Origin of the sequence: Asticcacaulis sp. (assembly GCA_024707255.1) — a bacterium.
Classification (GTDB): domain Bacteria; phylum Pseudomonadota; class Alphaproteobacteria; order Caulobacterales; family Caulobacteraceae; genus Asticcacaulis.
Genome location: JANQAC010000001.1, coordinates 2001404 through 2024547, shown reverse-complemented (window position 1 = coordinate 2024547; position 23144 = coordinate 2001404). Strand labels below are relative to the sequence as shown.

23 protein-coding genes and 4 pseudogenes are annotated in these 23144 nt (G+C 61.8%); 5 read left to right on the top strand and 22 right to left on the bottom strand.

Annotation, left to right across the window (positions count from 1 at the left end; genetic code table 11):
- Positions 1-29 precede the first annotated feature (29 nt).
- Positions 30-185, top strand: a complete 156-nt coding sequence (locus NVV72_10010; protein ID MCR6659650.1) for a hypothetical protein — start codon at positions 30-32, stop codon at positions 183-185.
- 159 nt (positions 186-344) lie between these two features.
- The gene (locus tag NVV72_10005) at positions 345-593 is read left to right on the top strand and encodes a MoaD/ThiS family protein (GenBank protein MCR6659649.1); all 249 of its coding nucleotides are present in this window, start codon (positions 345-347) and stop codon (positions 591-593) included.
- Positions 594-601: 8 nt separating this feature from the next.
- Here NVV72_10005 and NVV72_10000 read toward each other — a convergent pair whose 3' ends face one another.
- The 10 genes and pseudogenes from NVV72_10000 to NVV72_09955 all read right to left on the bottom strand — a co-directional run bounded on the left by NVV72_10000 (position 602) and on the right by NVV72_09955 (position 12455).
- Positions 602-1246, bottom strand: a complete 645-nt coding sequence (locus NVV72_10000; GenBank protein ID MCR6659648.1) for a hypothetical protein — start codon at positions 1244-1246, stop codon at positions 602-604.
- Positions 1243-1794 (bottom strand): hemerythrin domain-containing protein, encoded by a 552-nt coding sequence (locus NVV72_09995; protein MCR6659647.1) that lies wholly within the window; start codon positions 1792-1794, stop codon positions 1243-1245. The genes NVV72_10000 and NVV72_09995 overlap by 4 nt, the downstream gene beginning before the upstream one ends.
- 164 nt (positions 1795-1958) lie before the next feature.
- On the bottom strand, positions 1959-3038 hold the full coding sequence (locus NVV72_09990; GenBank protein MCR6659646.1) for a peptidylprolyl isomerase: 1080 nt from the start codon (positions 3036-3038) through the stop codon (positions 1959-1961).
- A gap of 4 nt (positions 3039-3042) precedes the next feature.
- Positions 3043-3750: a respiratory nitrate reductase subunit gamma gene (gene narI / locus NVV72_09985; GenBank protein MCR6659645.1), complete on the bottom strand. Its 708-nt coding sequence runs from the start codon at positions 3748-3750 to the stop codon at positions 3043-3045.
- Between the two features lie 97 nt (positions 3751-3847).
- Positions 3848-4039: a hypothetical protein gene (locus NVV72_09980; GenBank protein MCR6659644.1), complete on the bottom strand. Its 192-nt coding sequence runs from the start codon at positions 4037-4039 to the stop codon at positions 3848-3850.
- On the bottom strand, positions 4006-4449 hold the full coding sequence (gene narJ, locus NVV72_09975; GenBank protein ID MCR6659643.1) for a nitrate reductase molybdenum cofactor assembly chaperone: 444 nt from the start codon (positions 4447-4449) through the stop codon (positions 4006-4008). Before narJ ends, NVV72_09980 begins: the two co-directional genes overlap by 34 nt.
- A 3-nt stretch (positions 4450-4452) precedes the next feature.
- Positions 4453-5976 (bottom strand): nitrate reductase subunit beta, encoded by a 1524-nt coding sequence (gene narH / locus NVV72_09970; protein MCR6659642.1) that lies wholly within the window; start codon positions 5974-5976, stop codon positions 4453-4455.
- Positions 5973-9704, bottom strand: a pseudogene (locus NVV72_09965) (nitrate reductase subunit alpha). The gene narH and the pseudogene NVV72_09965 overlap by 4 nt, the downstream one beginning before the upstream one ends.
- Positions 9705-9707: 3 nt before the next feature.
- Positions 9708-11117, bottom strand: coding sequence for a nitrate/nitrite transporter (locus NVV72_09960; GenBank protein MCR6659641.1), 1410 nt, complete (start codon positions 11115-11117; stop codon positions 9708-9710).
- Positions 11118-11129: 12 nt separating this feature from the next.
- Positions 11130-12455, bottom strand: coding sequence for a NarK/NasA family nitrate transporter (locus NVV72_09955; protein MCR6659640.1), 1326 nt, complete (start codon positions 12453-12455; stop codon positions 11130-11132).
- A 334-nt stretch (positions 12456-12789) separates the two neighbouring features.
- Between NVV72_09955 and NVV72_09950 the strand changes: the two genes are divergently transcribed.
- Positions 12790-13665, top strand: coding sequence for a cyclic nucleotide-binding domain-containing protein (locus NVV72_09950; GenBank protein MCR6659639.1), 876 nt, complete (start codon positions 12790-12792; stop codon positions 13663-13665).
- On the opposite strand, the gene moaA is transcribed toward NVV72_09950, so the two are convergent.
- The 8 genes and pseudogenes from moaA to NVV72_09910 all read right to left on the bottom strand — a co-directional run bounded on the left by moaA (position 13562) and on the right by NVV72_09910 (position 18424).
- Positions 13562-14284: a GTP 3',8-cyclase MoaA gene (gene moaA / locus NVV72_09945; protein MCR6659638.1), complete on the bottom strand. Its 723-nt coding sequence runs from the start codon at positions 14282-14284 to the stop codon at positions 13562-13564. The two genes, NVV72_09950 and moaA, sit on opposite strands and share 104 nt — an antisense overlap.
- A complete protein-coding gene (locus NVV72_09940) occupies positions 14257-14553 on the bottom strand; it encodes a hypothetical protein (GenBank protein MCR6659637.1) in 297 nt (98 codons plus the stop codon). Before NVV72_09940 ends, moaA begins: the two co-directional genes overlap by 28 nt.
- 195 nt (positions 14554-14748) lie before the next feature.
- The gene (locus NVV72_09935) at positions 14749-15234 is read right to left on the bottom strand and encodes an NnrS family protein (GenBank protein MCR6659636.1); all 486 of its coding nucleotides are present in this window, start codon (positions 15232-15234) and stop codon (positions 14749-14751) included.
- Positions 15235-15287: 53 nt separating this feature from the next.
- Positions 15288-15845 (bottom strand): annotated as a pseudogene (locus NVV72_09930) (NnrS family protein).
- 166 nt (positions 15846-16011) lie between these two features.
- Positions 16012-16335, bottom strand: a complete 324-nt coding sequence (locus NVV72_09925) for a hypothetical protein (GenBank protein ID MCR6659635.1) — start codon at positions 16333-16335, stop codon at positions 16012-16014.
- A gap of 52 nt (positions 16336-16387) precedes the next feature.
- Positions 16388-16519, bottom strand: a pseudogene (locus NVV72_09920) (U32 family peptidase).
- Between the two features lie 380 nt (positions 16520-16899).
- The gene (locus tag NVV72_09915) at positions 16900-17904 is read right to left on the bottom strand and encodes a U32 family peptidase (protein MCR6659634.1); all 1005 of its coding nucleotides are present in this window, start codon (positions 17902-17904) and stop codon (positions 16900-16902) included.
- Positions 17891-18424 (bottom strand): SCP2 sterol-binding domain-containing protein, encoded by a 534-nt coding sequence (locus tag NVV72_09910; GenBank protein ID MCR6659633.1) that lies wholly within the window; start codon positions 18422-18424, stop codon positions 17891-17893. Before NVV72_09910 ends, NVV72_09915 begins: the two co-directional genes overlap by 14 nt.
- 200 nt (positions 18425-18624) lie before the next feature.
- Between NVV72_09910 and NVV72_09905 the strand changes: the two genes are divergently transcribed.
- Together NVV72_09905 and moaB are read left to right on the top strand one after the other, a co-directional pair.
- Positions 18625-19296 (top strand): DUF542 domain-containing protein, encoded by a 672-nt coding sequence (locus tag NVV72_09905; GenBank protein ID MCR6659632.1) that lies wholly within the window; start codon positions 18625-18627, stop codon positions 19294-19296.
- A 9-nt stretch (positions 19297-19305) separates the two neighbouring features.
- Positions 19306-19842: a molybdenum cofactor biosynthesis protein B gene (gene moaB, locus NVV72_09900; protein MCR6659631.1), complete on the top strand. Its 537-nt coding sequence runs from the start codon at positions 19306-19308 to the stop codon at positions 19840-19842.
- A gap of 44 nt (positions 19843-19886) precedes the next feature.
- On the opposite strand, the gene NVV72_09895 is transcribed toward moaB, so the two are convergent.
- From NVV72_09895 to NVV72_09880, 4 genes and pseudogenes are all read right to left on the bottom strand, one after another.
- Positions 19887-20498, bottom strand: a complete 612-nt coding sequence (locus NVV72_09895; GenBank protein ID MCR6659630.1) for a TetR/AcrR family transcriptional regulator — start codon at positions 20496-20498, stop codon at positions 19887-19889.
- 97 nt (positions 20499-20595) lie between these two features.
- Positions 20596-21048: a hypothetical protein gene (locus tag NVV72_09890; GenBank protein MCR6659629.1), complete on the bottom strand. Its 453-nt coding sequence runs from the start codon at positions 21046-21048 to the stop codon at positions 20596-20598.
- A gap of 24 nt (positions 21049-21072) precedes the next feature.
- A complete protein-coding gene (gene aguB / locus NVV72_09885; protein ID MCR6659628.1) occupies positions 21073-21954 on the bottom strand; it encodes an N-carbamoylputrescine amidase in 882 nt (293 codons plus the stop codon).
- A 133-nt stretch (positions 21955-22087) separates the two neighbouring features.
- A pseudogene (locus tag NVV72_09880) lies at positions 22088-23120 on the bottom strand (agmatine deiminase family protein).
- Positions 23121-23144: the final 24 nt, after the last annotated feature.

The following is a 23144-nucleotide window of genomic DNA, read 5'->3' as shown; positions in this document are numbered from 1 at the left end:
GAAGATCGTCAATCCGCGGATCGCATTTCTTGACGCCGGAATTGATATTTATCAATTATTTGACCGCCAAAACTCTACAGCGCCTGCTTTTGCTGGCAATCAGCATAAAACCCTGTGCCGCACCGGGCTTGGTCGGGTCATTTGCCGGGCTGCGCAGGCTTGATATTCGTCAAATCTGGCACTGATCACAAAACGGCGCCCGACATATGTCAATCACCCACCCCAAATGCCTGTGCGGCCGGCTTGATCCTCTTTAATGCCGGCCTATCGAAACTGGTCATATTGCGCGCATCTTTGCCTTGCGGCACACGGGCTGCCTGCACATCACACTTTTTTGGAACGCCATGATCGATATTCTGTTTTTTGGCCGCATGGCGGACCTTATGCGGGAACGACGCGCACGCCTCGACCTGACCGATGCCCGCGGAACCCTGTTCCGGCTTCGGGAAGAGATTTTCCAGGATTTGGTGGACAATGGCCGGATTACACCCGGCCTGATCCGCATGAGCGTCAACCAGGTGGTGACGCATAGTGATCAGCCCCTGTACGATGGCGACGAGGTTGCCTTCTTTTCGGTATTTTCAGGCGGCTGAGGCGCGCTTTAAGGCGACGTCACCATGTCCGCTGACGCCGTACTGGCTCTTCTCGATGGGCGCGGCGTTCTGGGGCCGGCAATGCCCGGATCCCTCAGCAGGCCATCCCGCGCCGACCACATAGCCCCGTCAATCTTGAGGCTTCCCACTGCCAGCCGTGCCTCGACCAGCGGATGTTCAGCCAGGTTGCGGACCTGCATCCGGACATTCAACTCGCACAGGGTCTGGATCTGCGCCTCCTCGCTGACGATTTCGTCAAGCTGGCGCCGGTGCTGCCGGAACAGGCTGCGGATGGGGCTGGTCCAGTAGTCGGCCGCGCCCAGCGCCTTGCCGCGCAGGACATGCCTGAGGCAATGGCAGCCATAGTGGCCACAGACGACAATGCGGTCTATCTGAAAACTGTCAATCGCGTAGGCGAGCGTTGCCAGCAGGTTTGCATCCTGCGCCGAAACCTGATTGCCGAGATTTCGGTGGACCAGGCAGCCCTCCCTGCCGAAGGGGGCGATTTCCAGCGACGAATGCGGGTTGTCGCTGCAGCCGATCCATAAGATGCGGGGATCAGGTGTCTTGCCGATGCCGGTGAAAACGTGCGAGTCCGCCTGGGTCTGCTCGGCAACCCAGGCCAGATTTTTTCTGAAGATCGGGCTGCTCATTCCTTTTCCCCGTCGAGAAGACGCCCGCGACGCGCGGCCAGGCGCGCGCTCAGGGCCTGAAGGTCGCAAGCTTGCAGGCGCAGCCGCGCAATCGGCAGGATGACGGCATTTTCCAGTGCGATATGCTTACGCTCTTGCACCGCAAATTCGGTCAGAAGCGTTCGCAGGCCCGCATTCAGGGCTGGAGATTTTCGCTCCGCCCGCGCCCTGACCAAGGCCGTCAGCAGGGTAGAAACCCGGTCGCCATCCGACTGGTGTTCGCCGCTCAGGACACCGAGCACATGTTCGAGGTCATCATCAGGCACCGCGCGCCGGCGGAGCAGCGGAAACAGGTCCTCCTCCTCATCCAGCACATGCAGCGGCATGTCATGTTCCAGAAAGGCGATGACCTCGTTCATGCCCTCTTCGTTATAAGCCGCCGCTGTCGCCAGGCTGTCGATAAGCCGGCACAATTGCCGGTGACGGTAATGTTCGGCGAACAGCCAGTTCAGCGGCTCGTGAATCAAGGAGTCCGGCAGCTTTTCGATTTCCGTTTCCTGAGGGTCCATAACTGTGTCTCCAGATAATTAGAGCGTTTTCCGATCTGATTGCATCAGCTCGGATGCTCTAATTTTTTGTTTTTTCGCACTTTTTAATCCGAAACGTAGTTCGGCGAAGCCAAAAGTGCGTCACACTTTTCGGAAAGTGCTCTAGCAGCCAGAGCCATAAATCATCAGGCTTTCCTGATGAGAGAAAAGGTCTTCCTAGCTGGCGTCAGGCGCTTTTTCAGAACGCAGGTCACGCTGGCCAGCAGGGGATCTTCCGCGCCCTGGGCGGCCGATACGAGCTGGGTAAAGGACTCGTCATCGGCATTATCCAGGAAATCGCGCACCTCATGCCGGACAAAGTCGGCAAAGGAGGCGCCCTTGAGATCGGCGGCCGCCGCCACCTTGTCGGCCAGTTCCGGGTCAACAGCGGCCAGCCACGGCGCGATCCGCCCGGCCAGGGTGTCGTCATCGATCATGGCGCCCAGGGAAAGGCTCGGCCGTTCGACCTGACCGGCATCGCCCATGCGCAGGGCGATGCCCTGGCTGCGGGCCGCCTCGACAAGCGTTTCGACGTATCGGGCCGATGCGGCGATCCACGCGCGGCTTTCCAGATGCATTCGTATACGGTCCCGCACGGCTTCATAGGGCAGCCGCTGGCGCGCCACCCGACGGTCCAGCCGCAGGATATGCCAACCGAAACGCGAGGCGACCGGTTCGGGATAGATGGCGCCGGCGGGCATGGACAGCAGGGTTTCCTCGACCTCAGCCACCAGATCGCCGATCTGCAACTGGCCCAGCGAACCCCCGACCTCGGCCGAGGGACACTGCGACAACGCCCTGGCCAGGCCTTCAAACGCAGTGGGTTCGCCCAGAAGCTGCTTCACCAGGTCGAACGCCACATCGCGCGCCGATTCCTGGATAAGGATGTGCGAGGCTTCGTAGAGTTCGGACGTGAAAAAGTGCTGGGGCCGGGCGTCGAAGAAGCGCCGGCATTCCGCCTCCGTCGGCGCGGCCGGGGTCAACTCGCGGGCAAAGAGCTGACGGATCAGCGCCTCCTCGGCGGTTTCCATCCGGCCGCTGTCATCGCTTTCCGGCGCCGGTTCAAGTCCCAGTGCCGAAGCCCGGTTCAGCAGCAGTGCCTTGACGGCCAGGGCATGGGCCGCCTGGCTGCGCGCCTCGGCCGAAGTCGGCGCGGGATGGTTCGGCATCTCGTCGCGGATCAGCTTTTCGGGGATTTCCACCCCGTGGATAACACAGATGTCCATGACCCTATCTCCGCTTGGGTTGCGTCATGTCGCGGCGGGTCCGCACAAGCTGCCAGCCGCGACGGTTGAGATACCAGACCGGGGCCGACAGCATGTGGACCAGGCGGGTGAACGGGAAGACCAGCAGGATGGTCATGCCGAGCAGCAGATGCGCCTTGAAGATCACGGACACATCGCGGACATAGGCCGCGGCGCCGTTCTGAAAGCTGAATATGCCCTGCGCCCAGGTCATGAACTTCACCATTTCGCTGCCATCGAGATGCTGGGCGGACAAAGGTATCGTTGCCAGGCCAAGGCAAAGCTGCAAGGTCAGAAGCGCCAGTATAGCGATGTCGGCAAAACTCGATGTCTTGCGGATACGGGCGTCAAACAGGCGCCGATGCAGCAGCAGTAGCGCGCCCATCAGTCCGAATACGCCGGCAATGCCGCCGACGATCATGGCCAGCAATTGCTTGGCCATGTGCGGCACGCCGAAATATTCAAAGACGGCGATCGGCGTCAGCAGGCCAACCAGATGACCGAAGAAAATGACCAGTATGCCGAGATGGAAGAGCACCGATCCGGCAACGAGTTGCTTGCGACGCAGAAGCTGAGACGAGCCCGACCGCCAGGTATATTGCTCGCGGTCGAAGCGCAGGATCGAGCCCAGAGCCAGCACCGACAGAGCGATATAGGGATAGACCCCGAACAGGAGGTTATTGACGGTTTCCATGATCACGCTCCTCTGGCGATAGCGGGTTTAGGGGGGACGCGCATGGCCTCAACCAGCGCTTCGGCCTTGGGACAGCCGGCCTCGCCCGGCCCGAAGGTCACCGCGCTTTCTTCCAGGTCTTGTCGAGCGCTTCGAGATCGTCGGGATCCTGTTCCGGTTCCGCCAGCAGGGCGGCTAAAACACCGGCCTCGGCGCGGACGCCGGCCAGGGCCACGAGACTGTCGAAAACCGCCTGATAACGGCTGTCGCGCTTCTTCAGCCGGGCCGCCATGGCTTCGAGCACATGCACGGCCTCCCCCGGAAGGACGCCGCCTCGGCCTGAGGCAGGATCGACAGGAACTCCAGGAAGACCGGCAGGAAGTCAGGCAGTTCATTGGCGTCAAGCTCAAGCCCCCGGCTGCGGTACAGCTCAAGCAGGGCCACCATCGCCTGCCCCCGCTCGCGGCTTTCGCCATGGACATGCTCATAGAGGTTGAGCGACAGGGAGCGCGTGCGGTCGAAGATGTCGATATAGCGCTCCTGCAGGTCGTAAAGGTCGCCCGCCGCGATTTCGGCGATCAGGGCGTCAACCGCCTTTCGGTTTGCCGCCGGCAGGAGGTTTTCCTCGCGCAATGCCTGCGAAACGGCATCGACGGTCTCCTTGACCGCCGGTGTCGGGTAGGACAGCAGGCAGGCCAGTCCTCTGTAGGTAAGAGCCATGGCTTACGCCTCCTTCGCAGTGGGCACAGCGGCCGGTTTCCTGATCTTGCCGAACAGGCCGAACTCGGTCTGGCCACCGGAACAGCCATTGCCGAAAGTGAAGCCGCACGACCCGCGCAGGTCATAAGCATCTTCCGCCGCCTCGCGGTGCGTGGTCGGGATGACGAAACGATCCTCGTAATTGGCGATCGCCATGATCCTGTACATATCCTCGACCTGGGCGACCGAGAGCCCGACCTTTTCGACCAGGGGCGCGTCGATACGGCCTTCGATCGTCTTGGTGCGCATGTAGCAGCGCATAGTCATCATGCGTTGCAGGCCGGTGATTACCGGTGCCTCGACACCGGCCGTCAGCAGGTTGGCCAGGTATTTCGCCGGGATGCGCAGCGAATGGACATCCGGCATTTCGCCGTCCATTTCCAGCGCACCCGCCGAGGCCGCCGACTGGATCGGCGACAGGGGCGGCACATACCAGACCATCGGCAGGGTGCGGTATTCGGGGTGCAGCGGAAAGGCAATCTTCCAGTCCATCGCCATCTTGTAGACCGGACTGTGGCGCGCCGCCTCAAGCCAGGCTTCGGGGATGCCGTCGAGGCGCGCCTGGGCGATCACCTTCGGGTCATGCGGATCGAGGAAGACATCGAGCTGGGCCTGGTAAAGGTCTTCATCCGGCACCGAGGCCGCCGCTTCGATACGGTCGGCGTCATAGAGCAGGACGCCGAGATAGCGGATGCGGCCGACGCAGGTTTCCGAGCAGACGGTCGGCAGGCCGACCTCGATGCGCGGGAAGCAGAAGGTGCATTTCTCCGATTTGCCGGAGCTCCAGTTGTAATAGATCTTCTTGTACGGACAGGCCGAAACGCACATGCGCCAGCCGCGGCACTTGTCCTGGTCGATCAGGACGATGCCGTCTTCCTCACGCTTGTAGATGGCGCCTGACGGGCACGCCGCGACGCAGGCGGGATTGAGGCAGTGCTCGCACAGGCGCGGCAGGTACATCATGAAGGTGTTCTCGAATTCGCCGTACATGGCCTTTTCGATGCCTTCGAAATTGTAGTCCTTCGAGCGCTTGGAAAATTCGCCGCCGAGGATTTCCTCCCAGTTTGGGCCGCGCTCGATCTTCTCCATGCGTTCGCCGGTGATCTTCGAACGCGGACGCGCCGTCGGGAACGCCTTCAGTTCGGGCGCCGTTTGTAAGTGGCCGTAGTCGAAATCGAACGGCTCGTAATAATCGTCGATTTCCGGCAGGTCGGGGTTGGCGAAGATCTTGGACAGGATGCGCCATTTGGCGCCCATGCGCGGCTCGATCCTGCCATTGGCCTTGCGTACCCAGCCGCCGTTCCACTTCTTCTGGTTCTCCCACTCCCTGGGATAGCCGACGCCGGGCTTGGTCTCGACATTGTTGAACCAGGCGTATTCGACGCCTTCGCGGTTGGTCCAGACGTTCTTGCACGTCACGGAACAGGTATGGCAGCCGATGCACTTGTCGAGATTGAGCACCATGCCGATCTGGGCGCGTATCTTCATTGACCGGCCTCCTTCTTGCTGAGTTTCTTTTCGAGCCAGTCGATCTTCTTCATCTTCCGCACGACGACGCATTCGTCGCGGTTGGAACCGACCGTGCCGTAATAGTTGAAGCCGTAAGCGAGCTGGGCATAACCGCCGATCATGTGGGTCGGCTTGGGCACTACGCGCGTGACCGAATTGTGGATGCCGCCGCGCTGGCCGGTGATCTCCGATCCCGGTGTGTTCACAATCTTCTCCTGGGCGTGATACATGAAGATCGTGCCTTCAAGCATCCGCTGGGAGACGACCGCCCGCGCGGTCAACGCCCCGTTGGCATTGAACACCTCCACCCAGTCGTTATCCTCGATCCCGACCTTGCGGGCGTCGGTTTCCGACAGCCAGACGACCGGGCCGCCCCGGTTGAGGGTCAGCATCATCAGGTTGTCGGAATAGGTCGAGTGAATGCCCCATTTCTGGTGCGGCGTAATGAAGTTGAGGACGATTTCCGCCTCGCCATTGCTTTTCTCGCCCTTGACCCAGGTCGTTTTCAGGTCGACCGGCGGCTTGTAGACACACAGGCCCTCGCCGAAGGCCCGCATCCACAGATGGTCCTGGTAGAGCTGCTGGCGACCGGTCAGGGTGCGCCACGGGATCAGTTCGTGGACATTGGTATAGCCGGCATTGTAGCAGACGTGCTCGCTTTCGATGCCCGACCAGGTGGGCGACGAAATGATCTTGCGCGGCTGGGCCACGATATCGCGGAAGCGGATCTTTTCGTCCGCCTTCGGCAGGGCCAGGTGATCGTGCTTGCGGCCGGTCTGCTTTTCGAGCGCCCGCCACGACTTGACCGCGACCTCGCCATTGGTTTCCGGCGCCAGCATCATGATCGCCTCGGCGGCGTCGATATCGGTCTCGATGCGCGCCAGCCCTTCGCTGATGCCCGCTTCCGTTACCCGGCCGTTGAGATCTTTCAGCGCATGGACCTCATGCTCGGTGTTCCAGCCGATGCCCTTGCCGCCATTGCCGGTCTTTTCCAGCAGGGGGCCGAGCGAGGTGAAGCGCTTGTAGAGATTGGGATAGTCACGCTCGACGACCGTGACCTGCGACATGGTCTTGCCGGGGATGGGCTCACATTCGCCCTTGTACCAGTCCCTGACGTCGAACGGCTGGGCCATTTCGCCGGCCGTATCATGCTGGATCGGCGTCAGGACGACGTCCTTTTCCACGCCCAGCACTTCGGGGGCCACGGCCGAAAAGGTCTTCGCCAGCCCCTTGAAGATCGCCCAGTCGGAGCGCGCTTCCCATGCCGGATCGACCGCCGCCGTCAGCGGGTGGATGAAGGGGTGCATGTCCGAGGTATTGAGGTCGTACTTTTCATACCAGGTCGCCGTCGGCAGGACGACATCGGAATAGACCGCCGTGGTCGACATGCGGAAATCGAGGGTCACAAGCAGGTCGAGCTTTCCCTCCGGCGCATGATCGTGCCAGACGACATCCTTCGGCTTCTGCTTGCCGGTCTGGCCCAGATCCTTGCCCTGTACGCCGTGGCTGGCGCCCAGCAGGTGCTTGAGGAAGTATTCATGTCCCTTGCCGGATGATCCGAGCAGATTCGAGCGCCAGACAAACATGTTGCGCGGCCAGTTGACCGGATTGTCCGGGTCCATGCAGCTCAGTTTCAGCGAGCGGTCCTTCAGCGAGCTGGCGACATAATCCTTCGCATCGATGCCGGCCTCGGCGGCCTGTCTGGCGATCTCCAGCGAATTGGTTTCCGGGCCGGCGCCGAAGGCAGCCAGCCCATGCGCTCGGCGCGGACATTGTAATCGATCAGCGAGACGTTCCAGTCACCTTCCGGCGCGGTCGGCGACAGGAGTTCGCTGGTCGAGACGGTTTCGTAACGCCACTGGTCTGTGTGGGCATAGAAGTACGAAGTGCCGTTCTGCTGGCGCGGCGGCTCTGCCCAGTCGGTGGCGAAGGCGATCGGCGCCCAGCCGGTCTGCGGCCGCAGCTTTTCCTGGCCGACATAGTGCGCCCAGCCGCCACCGGATTGCCCGACGCAGCCGCACATGACCAGCATGTTGATGACGGCGCGGTAGTTCATGTCCATGTGGAACCAGTGGTTCATCGCCGCGCCGATAATGACCATGGACTTGCCGTTGGTCTTTTCGGCATTGGTGGCGAAACCGCGCGCCACGGCGATGATCCTGTCACGCGACACCGTGGTGATCTTTTTCGGCCCAGGCCGGCGAATAGGGCTGCGGGTCATCGAAATCCTTCGGCATGTAGTCGCCGCCGAAACCCTGGTCGACGCCGTAATTGGCAAGGAACAGGTCGTAGACACTGGCGACGACCGCTTCGCCTTCCTTCAGTTGCATCCGCTTGACCGGCACGTTGCGCACCAGCACATCCGGGTGATCGGTCGAGGCGAAACCGTTGCTGGCTGAATTGGCGAAATACGGGAAGCCGACACCGGCGACCTCATCGTGCGCGCCCTTCAGGCCCAGGCGCAGGCGGGTTTCGGCGCCGTTGGCGGCCTTTTCTTCGAGGTTCCACTTGCCATCCTCGCCCCAGCGGAAGCCGATCGAGCCCAGCGGCACCACGACCTGCCCGGTCGTTTCATCGATGGCGACCGTCTTCCAGTCGGGGTTATTGGTCTCGGCCATGTCGCCGATGAAATCGGAAGCACGCAGCAGGCGTTCCGGGATCAGGTAGCCATCCTTCTTTACCAGGCGGACCAGCATCGGCATGTCGGAATATTTGCGCAGGTAATCACGGAAATACGGCACCTGCCGATCCTGATGGAACTCTTTCAGGATGACGTGGCCGAAGGCCATGCCGAGCGCCGCGTCCGTGCCCTGCTTGACCGCCAGCCAGATGTCGCCGAACTTCGACGCCTCCGAATAGTCGGGGCAGATGACCGCCGACTTCACGCCCTTGTAGCGGGCCTCGGTGTAGAAATGGGCGTCGGGCGTGCGGGTCTGCGGCACATTCGAGCCCCACAACAGCAGGAAGCCGGAATTGTACCAGTCGGCTGATTCCGGCACGTCGGTCTGTTCGCCCCAGGTCTGCGGCGAGGATGGCGGCAGGTCGCAGTACCAGTCATAGAAGGAGCCGCAAACCCCGCCGAGCAGTTGCAGATAACGGGCGCCGGCGGCATAGGAGACCATTGACATGGCCGGGATCGGCGAGAAGCCGAACACGCGGTCGGGACCATAGCGCCTGACGGTATAGGCATTGGCGGCGGCGATAATTTCGTTGACCTCATCCCAGTTGGCCCGCACGAAGCCGCCAGCACCGCGCATCTTTGTATAGCTGTCGCGCTTCTTCGGGTCGCGCTGGATCGATTCCCGGGCGGCAACAGGGGCCAGTTTCGCCCTCGCCTCGCGCCACAGCTTCAGCAGCCGTGAACGGACGAGCGGGTATTTCACCCGGTTGGCCGAGTAGAGATACCAGCTATAGCTGGCGCCGCGCGCACAGCCACGCGGTTCGTGGTTCGGCAGGTCCGGACGGGTGCGCGGATAATCGGTCTGCTGAGTCTCCCAGGTAACGATGCCGCCCTTGACGTAGATTTTCCACGAGCACGAACCGGTGCAGTTCACGCCGTGGGTGGAACGCACGATCTTGTCGTGGCGCCAGCGGTCGCGGTAGGCTTCCTCCCAGGTGCGGTCGTCGTCATTCAGGACGCCGTGCCCGCTGGAGAACAGTTCGGTCTTGCGTTTGAAAAAGGCGAGACGGTCAAGAGTATGGGACATGATTTATTCCGCCGCTTTGAAGGTGGTGGGAGACTGGGCGCCGCTGAGGATGGAGCCCTTGCGCACATAGGTGGCCCAGTTCAGGACCGCGCAGGTGATGTAGAAGGTCAGGAAAACGACCAGGGCCGTGTTGGCGTTGCCGGTATCTTTCAGCGACTGGCCGAACGCCATCGGGATGAATACGCCGCCAAAGGCGCCGAAGGCCGAGGTGAAGCCGACTATGGCCGCGCTTTCCATTTCAGCCGACTGGAGACGTTCGGCCGGTGTCGCAGCCGGCATCAGGCGGGCCATGCTGGCGCGCACAATCGCCGGGATCATCTGGAAGGTCGAGGCGTTGCCGACGCCGGTCCAGAAGAAGAGCCACATGAAGCTGGCGAAAAATATCTGGAAGTTCGCCGGCCCGCCAAAGGCGCCCACGCCCCTGAGCGTGCAGACAACGCCCAGGATCAGCGCGCCAAAGGTCGCCTGGGTCACATTCTGGCCACCCCACCGGTCGGATATCCAGCCGGTCAGGGCGCGCGACAAGGCGCCGACCAGGGGGCCCAGGAAGGCGATCTTCAGCACCAGCACATCCGGAAACAGGGTCTTGGCCAGGAGTGGAAAGGCCGCCGAAAAGCCGATGAAGGAACCGAACGTGCCGAGGTAGAGCCAGCACATGATCCAGTTGTGGCGACGGCGAAAAACGACCGACTGGGCCTTGAACGATGCCTTCGCGGTGGAGATATCGTTCATGCCGAACCAGGCGGCGGCCGCGGCGGCGAGGATGAACGGCACCCAGATGAAGGCGGCATTTTGCAGGTAAAGCTGGCTGGCGACGCCCTTGTCATGGATGGTGAGACCAGCGCCGAAGACCGGGGCGAAAAGGCCGCTGGTTATGATTACCGGCACGACGAACTGCATGAGGCTGACGCCGAGATTGCCGAACCCGGCATTGATCGCCAGCGCGTTCCCTTTCTGCGCCTTCGGGAAGAAGAAACCGATATTGCTCATCGAGGAGGCGAAATTGCCGCCGCCGAAACCACACAGCAGGGCGAGGAGGACAAACATCGCATACGGCGTTTCCGGGTGCTGGACGGCAAGGCCGATCCCCACCGCCGGCACGGCCAGCGACAGGGTGGTCAGCACCGTCCACAGCCGCCCGCCCAGGATCGGCACGATAAAGCTGTAGAAGATGCGCAGCGTGGCGCCGGAAAGCGCCGGCAGGGCCGTCAGCCAGAACAACTGGTCGGTCGTGAAGCGGAAGCCGACGAGCTTCAGCTTGGCCACGACCATCGACCAGACCATCCAGACGGCAAAAGCCAGGGTCAGGTTGGGCACGGAGATCCACAGGTTGCGCGCCGCGATGCTGCGGCCCTTGCCTTGCCAGTAGTCCGGATCTTCGGGCTTCCAGTCGGTGAGCAGATGATTTGCCATTGGTGCGTCTCCTTAAGACTTGGCGGCGGGCGCCTGGCCCATGCCGACCAGTTCAGGCAGTTCGGGGAGTGTGGACATGCCGGGAAAACGCGCCTGCTCCATGCGGCGGATGGCGAAGTGCATCCACAGAAGCGCCGAGCCGACCAGGACAAAGAGCAGCATGAAGCAACTGGTCCAGATACCGGTGATGTCGTTGAGAAAGCCGAAGGTGATCGGCAGGATGAAACCGCCAAGGCCACCCACCATGCCGACCACGCCGCCGACGGCGCCGACGCGATCGGGGTAATAGACGGGAATGTGTTTGTAGACCGCGGCCTTGCCCAGGCTCATGAAGAAGCCGAGCACGAAAATGATGAACGTGAACGGGACCAGCCCGGTGGCTATCCGGAAGGCGATGGGGCCCTTTACGCCATCCACCACGTAGCTGGCCGACGGATAGGCGAGCACGAAGCAGCAGATGAGGCTGACCCCGAAGGTCAGGTACATGACCTTGCGCGCGCCGATCCGGTCAGCCAGCCAGCCGCCGACGGCCCGGAACAATGACGCCGGAATGGAATAGGCCGCCGCGAACAGGCCCGCCGTCCGGACATCCAGGCTGTAGACACCGACCAGGTAATGCGGCAGCCACAGGGCGAGCGAAACGAAGCCGCCGAACACAAAGAAATAGTAGAGGGCAAAGCGCCATACCTGCAGGTTCCGCAGCGGCGCAAGCTGGGTCAGCATGGGCACGGCCTTCACGCCACTTTTCCGCCGCGACACCAGATCCGGATCATCCCTGGTGGTAAAGAAGAAGATGAGCGCCATGACGAAGAGGCCCAGGGCCCAGTATTGGGCGACGGCGGTCCAGCCCAGGGCCACCATCACCATCGGCGCGACGATCTTGGTGAAGGCCGAGCCGATATTGCCGGCGCCGAAGATGCCGAGAACCGTGCCCTGCCGGCTTTTCGGATAGAAACGCGAAACATAGGCCACACCGACGGCGAACGATCCGCCGGAAATACCCACACCCAGAGCGGCCAGGAGAAATTGCGGATAGGTGTGCGCAAAGGACAGAAGATAGGTGGCGGCCGCAGCGGCCAGCATGACCAGCAGGTTGACGACCCGGCCGCCAAACTGGTCGGTCCAGACGCCGAGGAACAGCCTGACCAGCGAGCCGGTCAGGATCGGCGTGCCGGCCAGCAAACCGAATTCAGCATCGTTCAGATGCAGGTCAGCCTTGATCTGGATGCCGATGATGGCAAAGATCGTCCAGACCGCAAAACAGGCCGTGAATGAGAGGGTACTCACCCAGAGTGCGGCAAAGGCGCCCGGTGCGGGTTTGTCGGAATCGGAAACCATACATCTACCCCTGAAGACAGACCAAATAGTGTTGTCACGGCAGGAATACGGGAGGGAAAGCAGAATTCACTTGATGATTATCAAGTTTTAAAACCATGTCTGTCAGGCGGAAACTATAATCACCCACAGATCAATACTCATTTGCCTTATTTAAACAGTTTAATTGCTATTTTTGTTTCGGCTGATTGACAATTATCAACCCAATGCCATCACCAGGCGACTATTCAAAGGGCAGTAAACCGCACAGTGAAACTTGCGATTTCGGCTTGACATTTATCAATTGCGGCAGCAATGCTGAGTTGAACTCCCCAGCTAAAACGAGTCAGTCCCGCCAATGAGAGATGTCGATCTTAACCGCATTCGCGGCCTGCAATTATTCGCCGGCATGAGTGACGCCCGGTTCACGGACGCGACCGGCGGCGCCTTCCTGCAGAACTTTCCGGCCAATGCCACGCTGCTCTATGAGGGCGATCCGGTCGACTTCCTCTATATTCTGCTGGAGGGTACGGTTGAACTGCAGGGCACCTGGAAGGACAAGGAAAGCACGCTGGCGATTCTCAGGCCCGTTTCGACCTTCATCCTGGCGGCCGTGGTGCTGGACGCCAATGCCCTGATGTCGGCCCGCACGCTGGAAAAGTCTCAGATCCTGATGCTGTCGGCCGAGTCGCTGCGGCGCGCGATGAATGAAGATCCGGCTTTCGCCGTGGCTGTCGCCCAGGAAGTCTCCGGCTGCTATCGCGGCCTGGTCCGTTCCATCAAGAATCAGAAGCTGCGCAGCGGCGCCGAGCGGCTGGCCAATTATCTGCTGACGCTTCAGGTGCGTCAGGGCGGCGTGGAAACAGTCACCCTGCCTTATGAAAAGCGCACCCTCGCCTCGCTGCTGGGCATGACGGCCGAAAACCTCTCGCGCGCCTTCGCCACCCTCTCTGATTACGGCGTCGAAGTGCAGGGCGCCGAAGTCAAACTGGCCCGGCCGGTGCCGCTCAGGCGTCTGGCGGCGCCCAGCCCGCTGCTCGACAATCACATGCCGCCCGGCCGGGCACGACCGGCAAGGCCGCCAAGGAGATGTGGCCGCCTTCTGAGCGGTCATGCAGCGCCGAAAGAAGCTAACCCCCTAGTTCCGCCAGATGCCGGAGGTCGCCGGGCAGGTTGTCCTTCAGCCTGTGGCCGGCCGGTTTGCCGGTCAGGGCGCCGGATATCCGCTCAATGAGCGCAGGCCGGTCATCCGCCCGTTGCAGCAGGTCACGCAGATCGCAGCCCCCTTCCCCGAAGAGGCACAGGCGCAGCTTGCCGCGGGCCGTTACCCGCAGCCGGTTGCAGCCATCACAGAAGCCGGCGGCATAGGGCGCGATCAGGCCGATGCGGCCCGCATAGTCGGGATGGGCATATTCATTCGCCGGCCCACCGTCCTTCAGTTTCGGCTGCAATTGCCAGCCTGACGCCTCAAGCCAGTCCGTAACGACGCTGCCCTTGATGTGATTGGCGGCAAAATACTCGGCATTATCGCCTGTACGCATCAGTTCGATGAACCGTACTGCAACCGGCCTGTGACGAACGAAATCCGCCCAGACGTCAAAGCCGGCTTCGGCCGTACTCTTAAGCAGGACCGCATTGAGTTTTACCGAGGCGAAATCCAGGCCGAGCGCCCTGTCAATCCCCGTCAGGACGGCCGGCAGTCTGTCATGCCCCGTAATCTGTTGAAACCGCTCGCTGTCGAGCGAATCGACGCTGACATTCAGATGGCTGAGCCCGGCATTGCGCCACTGCGCAACCCGACGATCCATGTTCCAGCCATTGGTGGTCATGGCGATCTTTGTAATGCCCTCCACCGCCGCCAGATGCGCGATGATCTCGGCCAGATCCGGCCGAACGCTGGGCTCTCCCCGGTCAGGCGAATTTTCGACACGCCGACCTCGGCGAATGCGGCGGTCAGGTTCGCCGTTTCAGCGGGGGTCAGGAAGCTGAGCGGCCCGGTTTTCTTCCATCCGTCCGGCAGGCAATAGGTGCAGCGAAAATTGCAGACCTCGGTGACAGAAAGCCGCACATAGGAGAAGCGGCGGCCAAACCCGTCAGACAGATTGCGAGCCTCGAAGGCCATGAAAACTCCCTCGCAAAAACAAAGAGCGGCAGGTCGCCCCACCGCTCTGACCGGCACATTCAGACGAATGTCCGTGATCTGCCGCGACGCAGTTGGCGAAGGGGAACGCGCCACCGGTGCGGCGTCACAGACCTTAAGGCCGGCGCCCGGCCGCGTCATTGACAGGTCCGGCCGGCCGGCTTGACATTCATCAATTCAAGCCCGCAGGCGGGCGGTAACCAGCCTGGGTCCATAGACCAGGATGAAGCCGCCGAACGCCGCCATCCACAGCATGGCCGAGAGGATCAGGCCGGGCATATAGGCCTGAGGTACCGGGGCGGCGCCCACCCGCACCAGGGCCGCCGCATTGACCAGAAGGTAGATGATGAGCGTTCCCCGGCCAGCCGTCAGGGGCCGGCCGGTGTGTCCGAGGCTGGACCGCGTCATGACGGCCAGGGTCATCACGCCGATGGCGCCGGCGGTCAGTGCGTGAAGCCCCGCCTGCATCGGCACCGCGCCCGGCGGATTGACCGCCTGCCCCAGCGCAGCCAGGCCCAGCAAGACCAGGCCAATGACCAGCCAGGCGTAACCGACATGCAGGATCCACAACAGCGGTTCCTTGCGTGTGGCCAATCCCCGCCACCGGCTGAGGCGCCAGCCATTGAGCCCGCCGGCCGCCGAGAGCGCGCGCCCCCGCTCCATATCGAGGCAGGTGCGACGGCCCAGCCCAGCAAAGCCACTGCCGTCATGACGATGACGAGCAAATCCCGGCGGTTGAAAGCCGGTGGCATGAGGGCCATGCCGGCCTTTTTCAGCCAGTTGGTGGTGAAACTCGGAATGATGCGGCCGCCGATCAGCGCAACCAGGGTCAGAATAACCCCAAGCGCCAGGCGGATCGTCACCTGCGTCTCACCGCTGTGGAAGGCTATATTGGCCAGGGCCAGCAGCGACACCATGACCGCGACCGGCAGGTTACGCCAGTTCTTACCAGTCAGTATCTCGCGCCAGATCACCACGGCAAACACGCACAGGAAGGCGCAATCGGCAAGCGCTGCCGTCAGGCCGTCATGGGCCGGGGACAACATGGCCATCCGGCCGATGGCCCACAGCCCGAAAAGCAGGGCCAGCGGGACGCCCGTGACCGGCAGTCTGCCCGTCCAGTTCGGCACAGCGGTCAGCAGGAACCCGGCAATGATGCCGCCGATATAGCCGAACAGCATCTCGTGGGCGTGCCAGGCCACATCGATCCGCAGACCACTCATTTGCCCACTCATCTGGCCACCGGAATATATCCCTATCCACAGCGGCACCATGAGCGCCGACCATGCGGCAGCGAACAGATAGAAGGGCCTGAAGCCCGCACTGAACAGGGACAACCCCCTGAAGGCTCTCATTTGCTGCGCAGTCGTCGCCATTATGCAAACTCCGGGTTTTATTTATAATAATGCCTATCACTCGCAATTAACAGGTGACAGAGTGTCACGCACTTCGCGCGGCCTGACTGCCCGGCTTCCCGAGCAGGTAACCGGAAACGAGGAGCCCCGGCAGCGCCAGCGCCTTCAGGCGGGCATTCAGTTCGCCGGCCTCCATGGCGTTCGAGGCAAAGGCATCGAACAGTCGGGCGACCGCGATCATATCCATGGAATGCGGGCTGAGCCTCAGGGTCGTCACGCCGGCCGCCGTCAGCCGGTCGATGGAAACGCCCGGCACATGGACGCCATTCGACAGGGTCTGGATGCCGTTGATGGCGAGGAAATCGGCCTTCGACGGTCCGGACGGATCGTCCGTCCGGGTCGCGGTCACAGACGAACTGACAGGCGTCCTTATGGAGATTGTGGGCACGTGCGTGATAGCACCGCCCGGAAAGCGCCAGTGGCAGCCGGCCGAAGGCGTGGATTTCAATGGGCAGGTCCGGGACGCTTTTATGAATGGCGCCGATGGCATCGAGCGACAGTTCTATATTGGCGCACAGCCGGATACACCCCATCGCCACAAGCTGCCTCGCCGCCAGTTCGTTATAGACATTGAGAAACGGCCCCGCGACGAAGGGCCGCCGGCCACGCCTCAGGAGGACCGACATATCATTGACCTCGATCTCGTCTTCGATGGTGGCCAGGGCACCCGACATGGACTGCTCCCGCTCGGTTGCCGGCAAGGCCAGGCTGGAAAAGACCACGGTCTTGCCGGCGCCGATCAGGCGCTCGGCGGCACGCGCCAGGACGGGCCCGAGAAATGGTATCCTCTTGGAGCAAACGACTTCCCCCAGATAGACGCGGTCAAACGGGCTTTCATCGGCTATGCGCGCGTAAAAAGCTTCCGTGACTTCAGCAGACCAGTTGAAGAGCAAGGGGCCCAGGCTCAGTTTTGCTACCGCCATGATTTTCTGTACGCTCCAGACGTTTCCTTTCGCCCCTCGGCGAGATCGGCCAGCATATCGGCATAGGGCGTGGTCGGCCGGCCGGCTTCGAGGGCGTCTATCGCCTGCCGGAACGCCTGCGCCACGCGCGATACATATGCCTTCCCTCGTTGCCGCCCTTCGACCTTGACGGCGGTGACGCCGGCGCGCTTCAGGCCCGCCAGCATATCCATGGCATTGAGGCTGACCGGGTCTTCAAACAGATAGGCGGGCGTATCATCGATGACAAAACGGCCCTTGCACAGGGTTGGATATCCGGCCGGTTCGCCCGGCGCGTGGCGATCAATGGCGAAATCGCCCAGCCGGGCCGTCGTCACGCCCTGGGATTCGACAAAGCGGACGGAATCAGGCGGCGAACATACACCTGTCAGATTGGGCGATCCCGGCGCGGCATATGACGACAGCGCGCAGCGGCCCTCGGCCATGACGCACAGGCCGCCATAAACGAACGCCTCGATTTCCACATCGACCGCTCGGGTCAGGCGCGTGACCTCCTCAACGCTGAGCACGCGGGGCAGGACGACACGCTTGACACCAAAGGTCTCGGCATAGAAGGCGATTGCCTGGGGTGTGCCCGCCGCGGCCTGGACAGAGAGATGAAGCCGCAAATCCGGCCAGACCGAATGCGCATAGGCCAGGACGCCCAGGTCGGCGGCGATGACCGCATCCACCCCGGACCACACCGCGCAGTCGACGGCCTTTTGCCATGCCCCCGTATCGCCGGCCCTGGCAAAGGTATTGATGGCCAGCAGGAGCTTGCCGCCCTTTTCGTGTGTCCAGTTGACGGCCGCCGCCAGTTCGGCGGCATCCAGGTTCAGGCCGGGAAAGTTCCGGGCGTTGGTCTCGTCGCGCAGGCCGCAATAAACACTGTCGGCGCCGCCTTCGATGGCCGCGCGCAGCATGGGCGCCGATCCGGCGGGGCATACCAACTCCAGCTTCGGTTTAGGCGGCGCCATGGCGCGCCCCGAAAGGCAATCCGGCGACCAACCGGTTGAAGGCAGGTTTCAGTCTGGCCGGTAGTCCCAGAATATCCCCCGGCCCCAGTTCAGCGGCCTCCAGGGCATTGTGCAGAGCCAGCGCCGCATCGGTTGCGCCCTCCAGACTTATATCGCCGCCGAAGAAGCTCGAATCCGCGTCTATAGTCCCGTCGAACAGGCCAAGAAGTGTCTTGAGAGTTCCGCTGATCCTGACCGAATACGCCTTGTCTTCATGCCCCATGACGATTTCGACAGCGCCCTGCCTCGCCAATGGCTTCAACCGGAAAGCAAAGGGCATATCCCTCGGCGCGATCAGGAATACGGCGTGCTGGAAGCGACCAAGTTTTTGAAAGACATCAGGCCGTTCCCTGACCACCCGCCTGAGTGATGTCGTCAGAAGGGCATTGAGCGGCAGGGCTGCCGTTTTAAAAAGCCAGAGCGGGGGGACTGGCAAGGGCACAGGCAAGGCCCGGAACGAGCCGAGGAATTTGGGACGCATAAGACTGGCAACTTTCCGCAGGTGAATGCCGCAGGCTTCGCAATATAGCCGCGGCAAAGGCAAGCTTCGCCGACATGCCGCGCCCCCGAAATATATCAATCGGATAGCCGAAAAGCCTTAGGCGGCGGATTGACAGCCTTTAATGCCGCCACGACGCGGAGCCGCTATGGACATCCAAGTGAAGGAGTTTCGAGATGACCATGCCAGATACCTTAGTGCCGGATACATTAGTCAAAGACATCGCCGTGGCCGTGCCGGGCGCCACGGCCGTTTTCCGGCGTTACAAGATAGATTTCTGCTGCAAGGGTGGTGTGCCCCTCAGCGAGGCCGCGGCCACCCGTGGCGTCGATCTGGCGCTTGTGCTTGACGATCTTGCGGCCCTTAAGGGGGATGAAACCGAAGCGCCGGATGCGACCGAAGCGCTCATCCCGTACATCATAGAGCGATACCACGAGGTTCACCGCGCCGAGTTCCCCGAAGCGATCCGCATGGCACGCCGCGTCGAGGCCGTCCACCGCGACAGCCCTGACTGTCCGCACGGGCTCGGCGATCTTCTGGCCATCATGGCCCATGAACTGGACGAGCACCAGGTCATCGAGGAGCAGATGCTGTTCCCCGCCATGCTGGGCGGCCAGTACGACCTGACCCATCCGGTGGCGCGCATGATGAGCGACCACGAAGACCTTGGTGAGCAACTCGAAACCCTGGCGCGGCTGACCACGGACTTTGTTCCACCCTACGGCGCCTGCACGACCTGGCGCGCCCTCTATGCCGCCTGCCAGAAGCTGGATACGGACCTGCGCATCCACATGCATCTCGAAAACAACATCCTGTTCCCCCGCTTCGCGGACCTGCCCCCCGTGACAGCCTGAGGCAGCGCCATGGCCGGTATCAATCCAGACCTCCCCTTTTATCCCCTCAATGTGGCCGTCCTGACGATTTCGGACACCCGCGACATGACAACAGACACCTCCGGCGCCCTGCTGGCGGAACGTCTGGTCGCGGCCGGCCACACCCTGTCAGACCGTGTCATCGTGGCGGATGATGTCGACGCCATCCGCGGCCAGATCGGCAAATGGGTGGCCGATGACAGTGTCGACGTCGTCCTGACGACCGGCGGCACGGGTTTCGCCCCGCGCGACGTGACCCCTGAGGCCATCCGCCCCCTTTTCCGGCGTGAAATGGAAGGCTTCGGCGTGGTGTTTCACCATGCCAGCCTGACGACCGTCGGCGTTGCGACGCTGCAGTCACGCGCCTTCGCCGGCCAGGCGGAAGATACATTCATCTTCTGCCTGCCCGGCTCGACCGGCGCCTGCCGGGACGGCTGGGACCTTGTGCTGGCCATGGAGCTCGACAGCCGTTTCCGCCCGTGCTCCCTCGTCGGCCAGATACCGCGCTATCGCGGGGTTTGTCCGTAAGCGCCCGCAAGGGATTTGCTCTTCTTAGCATACATCCATACGGCTCACGCCAATCCGTGCGTATCCAGGATGGCCGCGCAGGTTGATTTCAGCAGGGCGGCGACCTCCGAAGGTGTCCGGCTCTCGATCAGAATACGGAACATCGGCATACTGGTGGCGCCGAACAACAGGTCAGTGGCGTCGGTCCTGGCCTTTTCGTCGCCCTTCATACGCGCCAGCAGGCTGGCAAAAAGCAGGCGGCGACGTTCATTGCGGGCATTGATCGCCTCGGCAAACTCAGGATCAAGCCCGGCGGCGCTGTGCAGCTTGGTGAACCCCGGATGGCTGCCCCAGAATTCGCACATAAGGTCGATACAGGCAAAAAGCGCCGCCCTGGGATCGGGTAACTGCATCAGTTCGCGCAGCCGCATGAGCCCGCCCTTTTCGGCATTGGCGTCAAACACGGCTTCCAGCAGGCCGCGCCGTGAACCGAACTGCTTGTAGACCGTCAGGCGCGTGACCCCCGCCGCCTTGGCGACCGCCTCCATGGAGACCATCGCCGGACCGTCGTTCAACAACTGACTGGCGGCTGCAATCACCGCCTCGCGCTTTTTCGCGGCGGCGGCCTCGCGCTTGGCGCTGACATAAGGACGGGATTCGGGAGGAATGGCACGCATAGGACAAGATTTTCAGATTATTTCCATAAGTTTGCCACGCAAAATCCAATTGGCCTAGCAATTAGGCTTCCGATTTTGAAAATCCGCCATTGCAAACTCAGGTGATAAACAAGGTCTCATCACTGGCAATCACCCATTTGTCGCCTTTCCGTTCGAGAGTGTAGCGCATCCGCGACCTGAAAAAAGGAGCCACGAAGTTTTCTTCTTCAATCTCCGCCTGTCCATCAGACTTAAATATTGGACGGGTAAAACTCATAGAACTATATCCGGAGCTTGCCGCTTCTTCCGTCTGTGGAGGTGGGGTATAGGCAGCCAGATGTGCCCTTACAAATGCCGAACCACAGTCCAAAGGGGGACGTGGATCAGCATCATAGACACCCAGTACAGGCCAGACATTTGAGTTTCCTGAATTCGGGCGTGACGAGATTATCGCCAGAACGATATCGCACTCTTGCTGAGTTGCCACTGTAACGGTTTCAATATCGCCTGGAATTTCTGCGGGCGCAGTATTGCTAGACAACAAGGCGGCAAGGATAAGCCATTTGTGCATGAAAGTCTCCCTGCCGAAGACGTATCACGCCGGGCGCGGACTGGCGAGCGCCGTATAGAGCTCCGGGCGGCGGTCGCGGAAGAAACCCCAGGCGGCGCGGTGGGTATTGAGGTAGTCGAGATCGAATGTGGCGACCAGCACGCCCTCTTCTTTGGCGCCGAATTCGGCCACCTTGTCGCCGCGGTGATTAGCTATGAAACTGTGGCCATAGAAGGTCTGCCCGGCGCCATTCTGCGGCGAGATCAGGCTTTCGGTGCCGATGCGGTTGGAGGCGATCACCGGCATGACATTGGCCACCGCATGGCCCTGCATGATACGCTGCCACGGGGCGGCGGTATCCAGTTCGGCGTCATGGGGTTCGGAGCCTATGGCAGTCGGGTACATCAGGATTTCCGCGCCCAGCAGGGCCATGGCGCGTGCCGCTTCGGGATACCACTGGTCCCAGCAAATGCCGACGCCGACCTTCGCATATTTGGTATTCCATACCTTGAAGCCGGTATCGCCGGGGCGAAAATAGTATTTCTCCTGATAGCCGGGGCCATCAGGGATATGGCTCTTGCGATAGACGCCCATCAGCTCACCACCGGCATCGATCATGACCAGCGAGTTGAAATAGTGCGGGCCTTCCTTCTCGTAGATCGAGGTCGGGATAACGACATTCAGTTCGGCCGCCAGCTTTTGCATGGCCAGAACGCAGGGGTGTTCGCGCCAGGGAAAGGCTGTGGCGAACCAGCGTTCTTCCTGGGAGACGCAGAAATATTCACCCTGGAACAGCTCGGAGGGCAGGATCACCTGCGCGCCTTTTGCGGCGGCTTCGCGCACGAAGGCTTCGGTTTTGGCGATATTGGCGGCCATGTCGGGACCGTATGCGGTCTGGATGGCGGCGACGGAAACGGTTCGGGTCATACGGAACTCCAAGGGGAAGGAAGATACCCCACCACCATCCGGCTTCGCTGAAGCTTCGCCGGACAGTCCCATAGCTGGCGAAAGCTATACTTTCGCTAGCGCTAAACCCCGACAAGTCGGGGAGGTACAAGAATTAAGCTTTGATAAGCGGAACTTGCTGACTGATGCAGTGAAAGCTGCCACCGCCGGTCAGTATGGCGCGCGACGACAGGCCCAGCACCTGGCGTTCGGGGAAGAGGCTTTGCAGCGCCTCTACCGCCAGTTCGCCGGGGCGTTCCTTGTAGATCGGCACCACCACACAATCATTGGCGATCAGGAAGTTCATATGGGAGGCCGGCACGATTTCGCCATCCTCATCCAGCACTTCGCCGGGTGACGGTATGCGCACCACCTGGATCGGCTGGCCACGCGAGTCATGCTGGGAGGAAAGCAGTTTTGCCGTGGCGTCATAGACATCGGCATTGGGGTCTTCGCGGCCGAATGCCACCGGGCAGGCCACCACGCCCGGCGCCACGAAACGCGCCAGGTTATCGACATGGCCGTCGGTATGGTCGTTCAGCAGGCCGTCGTCGAGCCAGATAACCTTGCGGATGCCAAGCGCCTGAAACAGGGCCTTTTTCGGCCAGGGACTGCGTCCAGCCGGGGTTGCGGTTCGGATTAAGCAGGCACTGACGCGTGGTGAGGGCCGTGCCGTGGCCGTCATGATCGAGCGCGCCGCCTTCAAGGATGAAATCCTGCAATTCCTGCGGAAATCCATCGGCGGTGCTGATCTGGAGCGCCACCTCATCGTCATGCTTCAGGTGGTATTTGCCGCCCCAGCCGTTGTTCTGGAAGCTGACCGGCAGGGCCTGATGCAGGTCGTCATCATCGGCATCATCGCTGACATAGATCGGGCCGGTATCGCGGAACCAGATATCGCCGAAGCGGCCATCTATGATTTCAAGCTTGCTCAGGTCACCGAGCAGTTCCTCGGCTGCGGCGCGGGCCTCCGGCCCCATGACCATCAGCTTGACATGCTCGTCGCCCAGTTCGCACAGGGCGCGCACCAGCGCCGCCACCTCGGCCTGCGCCGGGATCAGGTCTTCCTGCCACAGGTTTTCATGGCTGGGAAAGCCCACCCACGTCGCCTTGTGCGCTTCCCATTCCGCCGGAACACATCGTGTCATTCTGGATATCCCAAACTGCAATCC